Source organism: Salmonella sp. FC25216 (genome assembly GCF_057751355.1).
Genome location: NZ_JBDGON010000006.1, coordinates 273,628 through 288,068, shown reverse-complemented (window position 1 = coordinate 288,068; position 14,441 = coordinate 273,628). Strand labels below are relative to the sequence as shown.

At 53.7% G+C, this 14,441-nt stretch carries 13 protein-coding genes; 4 read left to right on the top strand and 9 right to left on the bottom strand.

What is annotated here, in order from left to right; translation table 11 throughout:
• Nucleotides 1-26: 26 nt before the first annotated feature.
• From AC3G3F_RS14420 to yfbV, 4 genes are all read right to left on the bottom strand, one after another.
• Nucleotides 27-1,853: an SLC13 family permease gene (locus tag AC3G3F_RS14420; RefSeq protein ID WP_053530042.1), complete on the bottom strand. Its 1,827-nt coding sequence runs from the start codon at nt 1,851-1,853 to the stop codon at nt 27-29.
• Between the two features lie 76 nt (nt 1,854-1,929).
• On the bottom strand, nt 1,930-2,607 hold the full coding sequence (locus AC3G3F_RS14415) for a sugar phosphatase (RefSeq protein WP_077918469.1): 678 nt from the start codon (nt 2,605-2,607) through the stop codon (nt 1,930-1,932).
• A complete protein-coding gene (locus tag AC3G3F_RS14410) occupies nt 2,600-3,094 on the bottom strand; it encodes a YfbU family protein (protein WP_000426135.1) in 495 nt (164 codons plus the stop codon). The genes AC3G3F_RS14415 and AC3G3F_RS14410 overlap by 8 nt, the downstream gene beginning before the upstream one ends.
• An 82-nt stretch (nt 3,095-3,176) precedes the next feature.
• Nucleotides 3,177-3,632 (bottom strand): terminus macrodomain insulation protein YfbV, encoded by a 456-nt coding sequence (yfbV, locus tag AC3G3F_RS14405; protein WP_000106617.1) that lies wholly within the window; start codon nt 3,630-3,632, stop codon nt 3,177-3,179.
• Nucleotides 3,633-3,971: 339 nt separating this feature from the next.
• Between yfbV and ackA the strand changes: the two genes are divergently transcribed.
• From ackA to yfcC, 3 genes are all read left to right on the top strand, one after another.
• Nucleotides 3,972-5,174: an acetate kinase gene (gene ackA / locus AC3G3F_RS14400; protein ID WP_023248513.1), complete on the top strand. Its 1,203-nt coding sequence runs from the start codon at nt 3,972-3,974 to the stop codon at nt 5,172-5,174.
• A gap of 76 nt (nt 5,175-5,250) precedes the next feature.
• Nucleotides 5,251-7,395: a phosphate acetyltransferase gene (gene pta, locus AC3G3F_RS14395; protein ID WP_000086695.1), complete on the top strand. Its 2,145-nt coding sequence runs from the start codon at nt 5,251-5,253 to the stop codon at nt 7,393-7,395.
• Between the two features lie 218 nt (nt 7,396-7,613).
• Nucleotides 7,614-9,134: a putative basic amino acid antiporter YfcC gene (yfcC, locus tag AC3G3F_RS14390; RefSeq protein ID WP_023248514.1), complete on the top strand. Its 1,521-nt coding sequence runs from the start codon at nt 7,614-7,616 to the stop codon at nt 9,132-9,134.
• 48 nt (nt 9,135-9,182) lie between these two features.
• Here the strand turns inward: yfcC and AC3G3F_RS14385 are convergent, their stop codons facing one another.
• The 5 genes from AC3G3F_RS14385 to AC3G3F_RS14365 all read right to left on the bottom strand — a co-directional run bounded on the left by AC3G3F_RS14385 (nt 9,183) and on the right by AC3G3F_RS14365 (nt 13,165).
• Nucleotides 9,183-10,136: a transketolase family protein gene (locus AC3G3F_RS14385; protein ID WP_053530040.1), complete on the bottom strand. Its 954-nt coding sequence runs from the start codon at nt 10,134-10,136 to the stop codon at nt 9,183-9,185.
• Nucleotides 10,129-10,959, bottom strand: a complete 831-nt coding sequence (locus tag AC3G3F_RS14380) for a transketolase (protein WP_001103274.1) — start codon at nt 10,957-10,959, stop codon at nt 10,129-10,131. The genes AC3G3F_RS14385 and AC3G3F_RS14380 overlap by 8 nt, the downstream gene beginning before the upstream one ends.
• Nucleotides 10,956-12,347 (bottom strand): PTS ascorbate transporter subunit IIC, encoded by a 1,392-nt coding sequence (locus tag AC3G3F_RS14375; protein WP_001804488.1) that lies wholly within the window; start codon nt 12,345-12,347, stop codon nt 10,956-10,958. The genes AC3G3F_RS14380 and AC3G3F_RS14375 overlap by 4 nt, the downstream gene beginning before the upstream one ends.
• Nucleotides 12,348-12,367: 20 nt before the next feature.
• On the bottom strand, nt 12,368-12,640 hold the full coding sequence (locus AC3G3F_RS14370) for a PTS sugar transporter subunit IIB (RefSeq protein ID WP_000699818.1): 273 nt from the start codon (nt 12,638-12,640) through the stop codon (nt 12,368-12,370).
• Nucleotides 12,641-12,721: 81 nt separating this feature from the next.
• A complete protein-coding gene (locus tag AC3G3F_RS14365) occupies nt 12,722-13,165 on the bottom strand; it encodes a PTS sugar transporter subunit IIA (RefSeq protein WP_000901810.1) in 444 nt (147 codons plus the stop codon).
• Between the two features lie 252 nt (nt 13,166-13,417).
• Between AC3G3F_RS14365 and AC3G3F_RS14360 the strand changes: the two genes are divergently transcribed.
• On the top strand, nt 13,418-14,437 hold the full coding sequence (locus AC3G3F_RS14360) for a LacI family DNA-binding transcriptional regulator (protein WP_000026946.1): 1,020 nt from the start codon (nt 13,418-13,420) through the stop codon (nt 14,435-14,437).
• Nucleotides 14,438-14,441 lie beyond the last annotated feature (4 nt).

Genomic DNA, 14,441 nt, shown 5'->3' with positions numbered 1-14,441 from the left:
GCCATCAGGCATTTTCCAGCCTATGGTTAAAACGGGAACAACATCGGAATCATCACAATACAGACCGCCATCACAATAAGCGTGAACGGCACGCCAAGCTTCACAAAATCGCTAAAGCTATAGTTTCCCGGCCCCAGAACCAGCGTATTGACCGGCGATGAAACCGGCGTCATAAAGGCGGCGGATGCCGCCATCGCCACCGCCATCGCAAACGGATAGGGCGATACGCCCATTGACTTCGCCGCCGCCAGCGCAATCGGCGCCATCAGCACCGCCGTTGCCGTGTTAGAAATAAACAACCCTATGGCGGCGCACAGCACGAACAGGCATCCCAGCATCATATACGGCCCATAGCCGCCGCCGATATCCATTAACCCTTTCACCACCAGAGAGACGCCGCCGGTTTTTTGCAACGCCAGCGCAAACGGCATCATACCCACAATCAAAATAATACTCGGCCAGTGGATCGCTTTATAGGCGCTTTCAGCATCAATACAGCGAAATTTCCCCATCAGCAGGCAGGCGATAATCGCCGCGATCGGGTTGGGAATTTCATCGGTTAACATCAGCGCCACCATAAGTACCAGGCAGAAAATGGCGTGCGGCGCCTGGCTGTGCGCTGGAGAGGCTTCGCTGACCTCGACCGGCATATTCAGCACCACAAAGTCGCGACCTTTTTGCCCAAGCTGGCTGATTAACTTCCAGTTCCCCACAACCAGAATGATATCGCCCATCAATAACGGCTCATCGGCCAGCGATCCTTCCAGCGCGACGCCGTCGCGTTTCAGGCCGACCACATTCAGCCCGTAACGTGTACGGAAGGCGATTTCCCGCACCGACTTGCCTATCAGTTCAGACTCCGGAATAAGCGAAATTTCCGCCATTCCGACATCTAACGCCTGATCGGAAAAATATTCTCCACGCAATACCATCGGTTCCAGCAGTTGTTCGGCGCAAAACTCTCTGAGGTCAACCTCCGCCGCCGACATATCAATCAGCAGAACGTCGCGAGCACGAAACTCCGATACGCCGTTCACATTGACGATAACCCGCCGAAAGCGCCGCCAGCGTTCAACGCCGATAACATTGGCGCCGTAACGTTCGCGCAGTTTAAGGTCGTCCAGCCGCTGTCCCACCATCGGCGAACCGGGGCGAATCGCCAGACGGCGAGCGCGTCCCGTCAGGCGGTAATCACGGATAAGATCGCGGAAAGTGCGCCGCTTACCGGCCTGTTGTCCGGGCGTATCGCCTTTTAGCATGAAGCGCATCACCAGCATATAAACAATGCCGAGCGCCAGCACCACTACCCCCAGCGGCGTCACGCTAAAAAAGCTGAACCCGTGCAGGCCTTCACGCAGCAGTTCACTGTTAACCACCAGGTTCGGCGGCGTCGCCACCAGCGTCATCATTCCGCTGATAAGCCCGGCAAAGCTAAGCGGCATCATCAGGCGCGAAGGCGAGGTCTGCATATGCATAGAAACGCTAAGAACAACGGGGATAAAAATCGCCACCACGCCGGTTGAACTCATGAAAGCGCCAAGCCCGGCGACAGTGATCATCAGTAAAACCAGCATCTTGATTTCACTGCTGCCCGCCATTTTAACCAGCCAGGTACCGACCACCGTAGCAACGCCGGTACGCACAAGACCGTCGCCAATAATAAATAAGGCGGCGATAAGAATGACATTCGGATCGCTGAAGCCGGAAAAGGCTTCCGGAAGGGTCAAGGTACCACTAAGGACAAAAGCAACAATGACGAATAAAGCCACCGCATCCATACGTACTTTGCCCGTCGCAAACAGCACAACGGCAACCGCCAGTAAAGAGAGAACCCAAATCAATTCACCGTTCACAACATATCCTTGTCAGATGAGAAGATAATGCGATTCTGCCATAAATATGCCCCGCCAGGGCGGGGCGATATCATGATCAGGTCTTTCTTAACACCACCACATCACCGTTTGGTTGTTTAGCGACCGACAATTGCGTCAGGCTATCCAACACAAAATCAACATCCGCCAGACGCGGCGTGTCGACCGGCGCATTGACCGCAATGACATGGCAGCCCGCAGCCAGCCCGGACAGCACGCCAGCCGGGGCATCTTCCACTACGGCGCACTCCTGAGGGGCCAGGCCAAGCAGTTGTGCGCCGAGCAAATACGCATCCGGCTCCGGTTTGCCGCGTTTGACTCGTTCGGCGGTGACAAACACCTCTGGCGCGGGAAGGCCCGCGACCTGATGGCGCGCACGCGCGACCGGCATTGAACCGGAGGTAACGATAGCCCACGGAATGCCCGCTTTATTCAGGTGATTAAGTAAATCGGCTGCCCCCGGCAACGCGGTGATCCCTGCGGTTTCAGTGGCTTCTATTTGCTCCAGGCGCGTAAACTCAGCGGCAATTTCCGCCTCCGATTTACCCGCCATAAAATGCCGCAACGAGGTCATCGCCTGTTTGCCATGAATAAAGCCCAGCACCTCATCATGAGCAAGGTTAAAGCGATCGGCCCAGTTACACCACGCGCGTTCAACGGCAGGTAATGAGTCAACCAACGTTCCATCCAGATCAAACAGAAAGCCTTTACACTGCACGCGAACCTCCTCAGGCATTAATGATTTGATTGATTTCATTCGCGCTCAGGTGGTACTGACGCGGACAGGCGTGCCAGACATTCAACATCCGCTGGTATTTTTCCCACATCGGCGTCTGGGCATTAAAGCCGTGCGTCCCGGCGTCAAAGTGAGTGTAGCGCCCTTCTATATTCACCATAAAACGGACATAGCCGAGGTAGCGCGCTTCCGTCGCGGCGTCAAACCCCAGGAAGGTGACGCGACGTTCGTCGATGGCTTGCGTATCTTTGAGGTTGGTCCAGGAGACGTGCAGCGCATGGTACATCTCCATAATATCGATGATGGTACGACAGGTCTCTTCCGTTAGCTCGCCAAACTCGCGATCCAGCTCGCGCATCTGCAGGCCGTAGCCACGTTCAATAATTGTTTGTAAGCGACGGTAACGCTCGGCGTTGGTGGGATCGAGCATCGTCATCATTTTGTACTGGTTAGACAAAATCAGACGTTGCGCGTTGGTCATTTCCATTTTGAACTCCTGTATCACGCTATGGCGATGAAAAAAAGAAGGCATTGGTATGCCTTCTTTTATATGCGTAATCCGGGGTCAATTACAAATCATCCAGGAAAGTTTTATCCAGTTGTTTGAAGGCGCGCTTAAGCGTGTCAGCTAATGCCTGGTAATCCGGCTTTCCTTCTACCGGCGCCAGCGCTTGTCCGGCTTCCTGCAATTTGCCGCGAACTTCGTAAAACCAGTTGAGGATTGAAGGCGGCAATGGCGTCACGGAACGTTTCCCTAACCACCATAATCCCTGCATGGGCAAGCTCAGGGCGAACAGGGCGGTCGCCACGGCCGGACCTAACTGACCGCCCAGCGCTATCTGCCAGCATAACGTAAAGACCGCGACAGGCGGCATAAATCGTATGGCATAGCGAGTCATACGAATTACGCGGTTTTCGACGAAAACGGGTGCCAGCCGCTTTTCCATCGGCCACGTCTTCGCGTAGTGCTGCCCCCGGCGGAATAAGCTAAAAAAATTTACGGAGCGATTATCCGGTGTCGACATGGCCTACCTCAACTTCACATATAAAATTTAAAAAATTTGTGCAAAACAGCAACTGCGAGGGACAACGTTCAAAACATTTTGTCTTCGATACCCACTATCAGGTATCCTGTGTCGGCCTGTCAAAGGCCGGTAGTTTAAAAGCATTGAGTCGTCAATATTATACATAGTATGCCATTGGCTGAAAAATACGCAAAATGGCATAGACTCAAAGGTATTTCTTCCATCATGCCCAAAAAAACTCCTGCGCATGATGTTAATCATAAATGTCAGGGCTATCATGCGCTACGCTCTATGGCTCACTGACGTTTTTTTAGCCACGTATCATAAATAGGTACTTCCATGTCGAGTAAGTTAGTACTGGTTCTGAACTGCGGTAGTTCTTCACTGAAATTTGCAATTATTGATGCAGTTAACGGTGATGAATACCTTTCTGGTTTAGCCGAATGTTTCCATCTGCCAGAAGCACGCATCAAATGGAAAATGGACGGCAGTAAACAAGAAGCGGCTTTAGGTGCAGGCGCCGCTCACAGTGAAGCGCTAAACTTTATCGTTAACACTATTCTGGCACAAAAACCAGAACTGTCTGCGCAGTTAACTGCAATTGGTCACCGTATCGTACACGGCGGCGAGAAGTATACCCGCTCCGTCGTCATTGATGAGTCCGTCATTCAGGGCATCAAAGATTCCGCCTCTTTCGCACCGCTGCATAACCCGGCTCACCTGATTGGTATCGCCGAAGCGCTGAAATCTTTCCCGCAGCTGAAAGATAAAAACGTTGCAGTATTCGACACTGCCTTCCATCAGACCATGCCAGAAGAGTCTTACCTGTATGCCCTGCCGTACAGCCTGTATAAAGAACACGGCGTTCGTCGCTATGGCGCACACGGCACCAGCCACTTCTATGTGACTCAGGAAGCGGCAAAAATTCTGAACAAGCCGGTAGAAGAACTGAACATTATCACCTGCCACCTGGGCAACGGCGGTTCTGTTTCCGCTATCCGTAACGGTAAATGCGTGGATACCTCTATGGGTCTGACCCCGCTGGAAGGCCTGGTCATGGGTACCCGTTCCGGCGATATCGACCCTGCGATTATCTTCCACCTGCACGACACTCTGGGCATGAGCGTGGATCAGATCAACAAAATGCTGACCAAAGAGTCCGGTCTGCTGGGTCTGACTGAAGTGACCAGCGACTGCCGTTATGTTGAAGACAACTACGCCACCAAAGAAGACGCAAAACGTGCGATGGACGTTTACTGCCACCGCCTGGCGAAATACATCGGTTCTTACACCGCTCTGATGGACGGTCGTCTGGATGCAGTCGTGTTCACCGGCGGTATCGGTGAAAACGCCGCGATGGTTCGTGAACTGTCTCTGGGTAAACTCGGCGTGCTGGGCTTTGAAGTCGACCACGAACGTAACCTGGCAGCCCGCTTCGGCAAATCTGGTTTCATCAACAAAGAAGGCACTCGCCCTGCGGTGGTGATCCCAACCAACGAAGAACTGGTCATCGCGCAAGACGCGAGCCGTCTGACTGCCTGATTTTACACCGCCAGCCTAGCTGGCGGTGCTGTTTTGTATCCCGCCTGAGCCTGGCGGTAACGAAAGAGGATAAACCGTGTCCCGTATTATTATGCTGATCCCTACCGGAACCAGCGTCGGCCTGACCAGCGTCAGCCTCGGCGTCATCCGTGCTATGGAACGCAAAGGCGTTCGTCTGAGCGTCTTTAAGCCTATCGCCCAGCCTCGCGCTGGCGGCGATGCGCCTGACCAGACCACCACTATCGTTCGCGCGAACTCTACCCTGCCCGCGGCTGAACCGCTGAAGATGAGCCACGTTGAATCTCTGCTCTCCAGCAACCAGAAAGACGTGCTGATGGAAGAGATCATCGCAAACTACCACGCGAATACCAAAGACGCGGAAGTGGTGCTGGTTGAAGGTCTGGTTCCGACCCGTAAACATCAGTTCGCTCAGTCTCTGAACTATGAAATCGCGAAAACGCTGAATGCGGAAATCGTTTTTGTCATGTCTCAGGGTACCGACACGCCAGAACAGCTGAACGAACGTATCGAACTGACGCGCAGCAGCTTCGGCGGCGCGAAAAACACCAACATCACCGGCGTTATCGTCAACAAACTGAATGCGCCGGTTGATGAACAAGGCCGTACTCGCCCGGATCTGTCGGAGATCTTTGACGACTCTTCCAAAGCCCAGGTGATCAAAATCGATCCTGCTAAACTGCAGGAATCCAGCCCGCTGCCGGTTCTGGGCGCGGTGCCGTGGAGCTTCGACCTGATTGCGACCCGCGCTATCGATATGGCGCGTCACCTGAACGCAACCATCATTAACGAAGGCGATATCAAAACCCGCCGCGTTAAATCCGTCACGTTCTGCGCGCGTAGTATTCCGCATATGCTGGAACATTTCCGCGCAGGGTCGTTGTTAGTGACCTCCGCTGACCGTCCGGACGTCCTGGTCGCTGCTTGCCTGGCCGCGATGAACGGCGTAGAAATCGGCGCCCTGCTGCTGACCGGCGGCTATGAAATGGACGCGCGCATTTCTAAACTGTGCGAACGCGCATTCGCCACTGGCCTGCCGGTCTTTATGGTGAACACCAACACCTGGCAGACCTCGCTGAGCCTGCAAAGCTTCAATCTGGAAGTCCCGGTTGATGACCACGAACGCATCGAGAAAGTTCAGGAATATGTCGCGAACTACGTTAACGCTGACTGGATCGAGTCGCTGACCGCCACTTCCGAACGTAGCCGTCGTCTCTCTCCGCCAGCGTTCCGCTACCAACTGACTGAGCTGGCGCGTAAAGCCGGTAAACGCGTAGTGCTGCCGGAAGGCGACGAACCGCGTACCGTCAAAGCGGCGGCAATCTGCGCTGAACGCGGCATCGCCACTTGCGTACTGCTTGGCAACCCGGATGAAATCAACCGCGTCGCGGCATCCCAGGGCGTTGAGCTGGGCGCAGGCATTGAAATCGTCGATCCGGAAGTGGTGCGTGAAAGCTATGTCGCCCGCCTGGTTGAGCTGCGTAAGAGCAAAGGCATGACCGAACCGGTTGCCCGTGAGCAGCTGGAAGACAACGTGGTGCTCGGCACGCTGATGCTGGAGCAGGACGAAGTCGACGGTCTGGTTTCCGGCGCGGTTCATACCACCGCCAACACCATCCGTCCGCCGCTGCAGCTTATTAAAACGGCGCCGGGCAGTTCTCTGGTCTCTTCTGTGTTCTTCATGTTGCTGCCGGAACAGGTTTACGTTTACGGCGACTGCGCAATCAACCCAGACCCGACTGCTGAACAACTGGCAGAAATCGCGATTCAGTCTGCGGATTCCGCTATTGCCTTCGGTATCGAACCGCGTGTCGCGATGCTCTCCTACTCCACCGGCACCTCTGGCGCGGGCAGCGACGTAGAGAAAGTACGCGAAGCGACGCGTCTGGCGCAGGAAAAACGTCCTGACCTGATGATCGACGGTCCGTTGCAGTACGACGCCGCGGTTATGGCTGACGTAGCGAAATCCAAAGCGCCGAACTCGCCGGTTGCTGGTCGCGCTACCGTGTTCATCTTCCCGGATCTGAACACCGGTAATACCACCTACAAAGCGGTACAGCGTTCTGCCGACCTGATCTCCATCGGGCCGATGTTGCAGGGTATGCGCAAGCCGGTGAACGACCTGTCCCGTGGCGCGCTGGTTGACGATATCGTCTACACCATCGCCCTGACGGCGATCCAGGCTTCTCAACAGCAGCAGTAACAGTAAAAGCCAATGCCGGATGGTGGCGTGAACGCCTTGTCCGGCCTACAGATGAGATACCGTTGTAGGCCGGATAAGACGCGTTAGCATCGCCATTCGGCATTCTGCTATTTACCATGCAAACCCGGAATTTTTTGCTTAACTGCGCTGCATCAATGAATAACTATTCCCTTCTTCTCATACTTAGCCTCTTTGCTTTGCAACAGGGATAGTCCGTCATGTCTGTCGTTACAGAATCAAAACCAGCCAGAAAATGGGCGATGCCCGATACGCTGGTCATCATCTTTTTTGTCGCCATTTTAACCAGTATCGCCACTTGGGTCGTGCCCGTTGGGATGTTTGATAGCCAGGAAGTGCAGTATCAGGTCGATGGTCAGACAAAAACCCGCAAAGTCGTCGATCCGCACTCTTTTCGCATTGTGACCAATGAGGCCGGGGAAGCGCAGTATCATCGCGTACAATTTTTCACCACTGGCGATGAGAGACCGGGGCTGATGAATTTTCCGTTTGAAGGGTTAACATCCGGATCGAAATTTGGCACTGCCGTCGGCATCATTATGTTTATGTTGGTGATTGGCGGCGCATTCGGCATCGTGATGCGTACCGGCACCGTGGATAACGGCATTCTGGCGCTGATTCGCCACACGCGGGGCAACGAAGTCCTGTTTATTCCGGTGCTATTTGTCCTCTTTTCATTAGGGGGCGCCGTATTTGGCATGGGCGAAGAAGCGGTCGCCTTTGCGATTATCATTGCCCCGCTGATGGTCAGGCTGGGCTATGACAGCATTACCACTGTCCTGGTGACCTATATCGCCACCCAAATTGGCTTTGCCAGTTCGTGGATGAATCCCTTCTGCGTGGTCGTCGCCCAGGGGATTGCCGGCGTACCGGTACTTTCCGGCTCCGGGCTGCGTATTGTGGTCTGGGTTGTCGCCACGCTGATTGGGCTGGTTTTTACCCTGGTCTACGCCTCACGCGTGAAAAAGAATCCGCAGCTTTCCCGCGTCCACGAATCCGATCGCTATTTCCGCGAACAGCAGGATGAAGTCGTCCAGCGCCCTTTCACCTTCGGTGACTGGCTGGTACTGCTGGTCCTGACCGGCGTAATGATTTGGGTCGTCTGGGGCGTGATTGTCCACGCCTGGTTTATTCCGGAAATCGCCAGCCAGTTTTTCACCATGGGCGTGGTGATCGGCCTCATCGGCGTTATCTTCCGCCTCAACGGCATGACGGTCAACGTAATGGCGTCCTCATTCACCGAAGGGGCGAGAATGATGATCGCGCCCGCGTTACTGGTGGGTTTTGCCAAAGGCATTCTGCTGCTGGTCGGCAATGGCGAAGCCGGGGAACCCAGCGTGCTTAATACGCTGCTTAATAGTATCGCGCATGGCATCAGCGGGCTTAATAATGCTATCGCCGCCTGGTTTATGCTGCTCTTCCAGGCGGTATTTAATTTCTTTGTAACGTCCGGTTCGGGTCAGGCGGCGTTAACCATGCCATTGCTGGCGCCGCTCGGCGATCTGGTCGGCGTTAACCGTCAGGTGACTGTCCTGGCCTTCCAGTTTGGTGATGGCTTCAGCCATATTATCTATCCGACATCGGCCTCGCTGATGGCCACGCTGGGCGTGTGCCGGGTCGATTTTCGCAACTGGCTTAAAGTGGGGGCGTCGCTGCTGGGACTGCTGTTTATTATGTCCAGTGTAGTCGTCATTGGCGCGCAGATGATGGGATATCATTGATCCAAAATGCCGGATGAGCATCAGCGTCATCCGGCAATATCTCCATGATTAAAGCATTGATTTCGCTGCTTCTACAATCGCGGCGGCGGTGAGTCCGTACTCTTTTTGTAAGAAATCCTGCGTTCCTACCTGCCCATAACGCTCTTTGACGCCAACACGGCGCATCGGCACCGGGCAATTTTCCACCAGTACTTCCGCCACCGCTGACCCTAGTCCATTATGGATGCTGTGGTTTTCACAAGTGACGATACGCCGCGTTTTTTCCGCGTAGTTTTTCACCAACATGCGATCGATAGGCTTTAAGGTGAACATATCAATGACCGCAGCGCTCACGCCTTCCTGCTCCAGTTGGCGCGCCGCCTCCAGCGCCTCAGCCACCATAATGCCGTTAGCGATAAGCGTAATATCATCGCCTTCGCGCAGTACGTTGCCCTTGCCAATGGTAAAGGTAGAGCCTGGCGCATAGATACTCGGCGCCTGCTTACGGATGGTACGCAGCCAGTAAAAACCGTCCAGGTCCATTAGCTGGCGTAAAATATCCGCGAACATCACCGCATCCGTCACCTCCAGTACTACGGAGTGCGCCAGCCCGCGAACAATCCCCATATCTTCAAAAGACATATGGGTGCCACCGTTATGGCACGCCGTCACTCCGGCATCGGAGGCGATCACTTTGACGTTGTTACGCTGATAATCCAGCGCCATAAAGAGCTGGTCAAAACAGCGACGGCTGGCAAAAGCGGTAAAGGTATGCACAAACGGTTTGCGACCGGTCAGCGCCAGTCCCGCCGCCGTGCCAATCACATTCGCCTCCATAATACCGCAGTTAATGACATGCTGCGGGTAGTCACGCGCCACGCTGTCCATCGCCATCGAGCTCATTAAATCAGCCTCAAGCGCAATAATTGGGCTTCCGGCCTCAATCTGCCTGGCGACAAAACCGGCGTAAACTTTGCGCATTTCGATATCGTCTTTAAGCCCTGCGGGCGCAAGCTTAATCATGCGTGACCTCCAGTTGATGAATGGCCTCATTGAGCGTCTGCTTCATGTCATCCGTCAGGCGTAAATGGTGAGAATTCGTTAACTGCTCCAGGCATGGCACCCCCTGCCCTTTAATGCTGTCAAGGATCACTACCCGTGGTTGGGCATCGGCGGGCGGCACTGGCTGAACGACCGCCAGTAGCCCGGCGATATCATCGCCTTTGACGGTGACGACATCGAAACCAAACGCGCGGAATTTCCCTTCCAGATCGAACGGATTGATAATCTCCTCCAGCTCGCCATCAAGCTGCTGTTTGTTCCAGTCAATGAAAACGGTCAGATTATTCAGGCGGTGGTGGGCAATAAACTGAAACGCCTCCCAGCACTGCCCTTCATTCAACTCCCCATCGCCGACAATGCAAAATACCCGGTTGGGTCGCCGCGCCAGTTTATGCGACAGCGCCATACCGCCCGCAATAGAGATACCCTGTCCCAGTGAGCCGGTCGTGGCGTCCACGCCGCGCGTTTTTAGCCGATCCGGATGGCTGGGCAGACGGGTGCCGTTCTGGTTAAGCGTATTCAGCTCTTCGCGCGGGAAATAGCCTTTAATCGCCAGGGTACTGTACAAGGCGGGGCCCGCATGGCCTTTCGACAGCACGAAGTAATCACGCTCCGGCCAGTCCGGGTCGGCAGGGTCGATTTTCATCACCGCGCCGTACAGAACCGCCAGAGTTTCTACTACCGACATGCTGCCGCCATAGTGACCAAAGCCAAGATGGGTTAAGGATTTGAGCGTGGCGACGCGAATCTCGCGCGCCAGTTGGGTGATTTCGGTTACGTTCATTCTTTCGCTCCGCTATTTTCCTGCACTTCGGCATTCGCTTTTTTGTTTTTGGCCAACACGTTGTACGCCACCAGTAGCGCAAATAGCGCCACCACCAGCCCCGTGATAGCCATCGGCGACAGATAACGCGCCAGGTTGCCCAGCAAAATACCGATTGCGCCAAAGTCAGCATCCGAGAACGTGGTATTGGCGAAGCCGATCGCGCCGAGAACCGGCAGTAACAGCACTGGCAGGAAAGTGATTAATAACCCATTAGCAAATGCGCCGATCATCGCGCCACGACGACCGCCGGTGGCATTGCCAAAGACGCCTGCGGTCGCGCCGGTAAAGAAGTGCGGCACTACGCCAGGCAGGATCAGCACAAGCTTCATCTGTCCGAGCAGGAAAAGTCCCACCAGTCCACCGAGGAAGCTGAACAGGAAGCCAATCAGCACCGCGTTAGGGGCATAGGGATACACCACCGGACAGTCCAACGCCGGTCGTGCGTTTGGCACCAGTTTTTCTGAAAAACCGGTAAAGGCCGGAACAATTTCCGCCAGAATCAGACGAACGCCTTGTAGAATGATGAACACGCCGGCGGCGAAGGTGATCGCCATGATGATGGCGTACACCAGATAGTTTTGCCCACCGCTAAACGTCGCTTCGACATAGTCACGCCCTGCGCTGACTGCCATGATCAGATAGATAATCATCATGGTCAGCGAAATTGAGATAGAACTGTCGCGCAAAAAACTGAGGTTTTTCGGCAGGTTCATCTCTTCCGTAGAGCGGGAGCCTTTACCACACAGGCTGCCAATCCAGCCGGAAAGCACATATCCCAGGGTACCAAAGTGACCAAACGCAATGTCATCGGTGCCGGTAATCCGCCTCATATAGCGCTGGGCCAACGCCGGGAAGAAGGCCATCACCAGTCCCAGGATCAGCGATCCGGTGAATACCAGCCCTACGCCCTCGAAACCCGCCACGGTCAGGATTACGCCAATCATACAGGCCATGTAAAAGGTGTGATGCCCGGTCAAAAAGATATATTTAAGACGCGTAAAGCGCGCCACGACAATATTGGCCACCATACCAAATGCCATAATTAACGCCGTGGACGCGCCATATTTCTCCAGCGCGATTGAGACTATCGCTTCATTATTAGGAATTATGCCCTGAATATTAAAAGCGTGTTCAAACATACCACCCAGCGGGTTTAATGAACCCACCAGTACGGTTGCGCCGCCGCCAAGCACAATAAAACCTAAAATAGTTTTAATCGTGCCTTTTACCACATCGGAAAACGCTTTTTTTTGCGCCACCAGACCAATAAGAGCAATTAACCCTACAAGCACCGATGGCACTTTTAAAATATCAACAACAAAATTCAGCGTTTCAAGGATAAACATATCCACCTCGCCAGCAAAAATTATTGTTTAGCGAACCATGCGCGCAGTTGCGTTTCCAGTTCGTTGATGTCGATGATGTTATTGATCACCACCAGTTGGCTTTCCGGTACGCTGGCGCTGGCCGCGATATCTTTGGCCATTACAAAAAGATCGGCGGCCCCGGGCGTGGCCGATGAGAGATCGGAGTGTTCCACCTCGGCGTCAATATTGAGTTTCTTTAATACTTTTTTAATGTTCATTTCTACCATAAAACTACTACCCAGGCCGGAACCGCAAATTGCCATGATTTTCATTATTGTCACCTTTTAAAAGTAGAGTCGGTCTGCATCACGCACGGGCGCAATGTTATTTACAGCAAAAGAAATGTAATAAAATCAGAAACGGTCAATAATCGTTTTAATGTCCTCCAGGTTTTTTGCCTGATGTAATTTTTCCATATCTACATCACTGGAAAATAATTCCGCCAGCGCCGATATCATTTCGATATGACTGTGCTTATCAGGCGCCGCCAGCATAATAATGATGTCAACCGGATCGAACTCGTCTGCGCCAAATGAAACGCCGCGCTGTAGTTTCAGTAACGATAAACCTAACCCTTTCGCCCCCTCTTCCGGCCTCGCATGCGGCATCGCTAACCCCGGCGCTAATACATAATACGGCCCAAGCTTTTGGTGCTGCTGAACAATCGCCGTAATGTATTCCGGTGCGATAACGCCTGCGTCCAGCAGGGGTTTGCCGCAAATTTCCAGCGCCTGCGGCCACGTTTCCACGCTCTCCTGAAGCGTGATGGTTGCGTCAGATAACCAGGTTCCCAGCATGTTATTCGCCCCCACGGTGTATCAAATTATGAACAAACTTTATTCAAGCCATTCGATATTAGCTGCGATCGTTATCACAAAGATAGCGCTACCAGAGACTATTACTCAGAATTGTGATAGCGCTATCAAATTAAAATCATCGTGTGAAATCACAGCAAAAAAAAGGATTTAAGGCGTATACTGCCAGTCATGCGAAGCAAAGAACGACAATAAAAAAGCATCTCAACATGTTGTAATGACGCAGGAATTTGTATGTCGATACCCCGTAAACGGCGTAGTACTGGTAAAGTGACTATCGCCGATGTAGCCCAACTTGCCGGTGTAGGCACGATGACCGTATCACGAGCCTTACGTACGCCGGAACAGGTCTCTGATAAACTCCGGGAAAAAATCGAAGCGGCAGTGCATGAGCTGGGCTATATGCCTAATCTCGCCGCCAGCGCACTGGCGTCTGCCTCCTCGCACACCATCGCGATGGTCGTACCGAACCTTGCGGAAGCGGGGTGTTCTGAAATGTTTGCCGGGCTGCAACAGATTTTACAGCCCGCAGGCTACCAGATTATGCTGGCGGAATCGCAGCATCGCGTAGAGCAAGAGGAGAAGCTGCTCGAAACGCTGCTGGCTTCCAACATTGCCGCGGCGATTCTGCTTAGCGTCGAACATAGCGATACCGTGCGCCAGTGGCTGAAAAATGCCTCTATCCCGGTGATGGAGATGGGCGCGATTCGCAGCGATCCTATTGATATGAATATCGGCATTGATAACGTTGCGGCAATGTATGAGCTGACGGAAATGCTGATTCAGCGCGGTTATCAGAATATCGGACTGCTGTGCGCCAATCAGGAGCAGTGGATTTTTCAGCAACATCTGCATGGCTGGTACAAAGCGATGCTGCGCCACCATATGTCGCCCAACCGGGTAATTAATGCCGCCTTGCCGCCCAATTTTTCTACCGGCGCATCGCAACTGCCGGAGTTTTTACTGGCGTGGCCGGAGCTGGACGCGCTGGTATGCGTATCGGATGAGCTGGCCTGCGGCGCGTTATACGAGTGCCAACGACGGCGTATCAAAGTTCCGGACGATTTAGCGGTTGTCGGGTTTGGCGATAGCGATGTCAGCCGGGTCTGCCAGCCGCCGTTAACAACAATGGCCGTACCGCATCGTAAGATTGGCAGCGAAGCCGGGCGGGCGCTACTGGAAAGGTTAAATCAGGGAAACTGGAGCGATCGAAAATCCATCGCCTCCAGTTTATGTATGCGGGAAAGCTGCTAAGATG

Bases quoted from the DNA above. Each gene is read 5' to 3' on its own strand.
- AC3G3F_RS14415 (WP_077918469.1), bottom strand. From the start codon at position 2,607: ATGCCTGAGGAGGTTCGCGTGCAGTGTAAAGGCTTTCTGTTTGATCTG.
- AC3G3F_RS14410 (WP_000426135.1), bottom strand. From the start codon at position 3,094: ATGGAAATGACCAACGCGCAACGTCTGATTTTGTCTAACCAGTACAAA.
- yfbV (WP_000106617.1), bottom strand. From the start codon at position 3,632: ATGTCGACACCGGATAATCGCTCCGTAAATTTTTTTAGCTTATTCCGC.
- ackA (WP_023248513.1), top strand. From the start codon at position 3,972: ATGTCGAGTAAGTTAGTACTGGTTCTGAACTGCGGTAGTTCTTCACTG.
- yfcC (WP_023248514.1), top strand. From the start codon at position 7,614: ATGTCTGTCGTTACAGAATCAAAACCAGCCAGAAAATGGGCGATGCCC.
- AC3G3F_RS14385 (WP_053530040.1), bottom strand. From the start codon at position 10,136: ATGATTAAGCTTGCGCCCGCAGGGCTTAAAGACGATATCGAAATGCGC.
- AC3G3F_RS14380 (WP_001103274.1), bottom strand. From the start codon at position 10,959: ATGAACGTAACCGAAATCACCCAACTGGCGCGCGAGATTCGCGTCGCC.
- AC3G3F_RS14375 (WP_001804488.1), bottom strand. From the start codon at position 12,347: ATGTTTATCCTTGAAACGCTGAATTTTGTTGTTGATATTTTAAAAGTG.
- AC3G3F_RS14370 (WP_000699818.1), bottom strand. From the start codon at position 12,640: ATGAAAATCATGGCAATTTGCGGTTCCGGCCTGGGTAGTAGTTTTATG.
- AC3G3F_RS14365 (WP_000901810.1), bottom strand. From the start codon at position 13,165: ATGCTGGGAACCTGGTTATCTGACGCAACCATCACGCTTCAGGAGAGC.
- AC3G3F_RS14360 (WP_000026946.1), top strand. From the start codon at position 13,418: ATGTCGATACCCCGTAAACGGCGTAGTACTGGTAAAGTGACTATCGCC.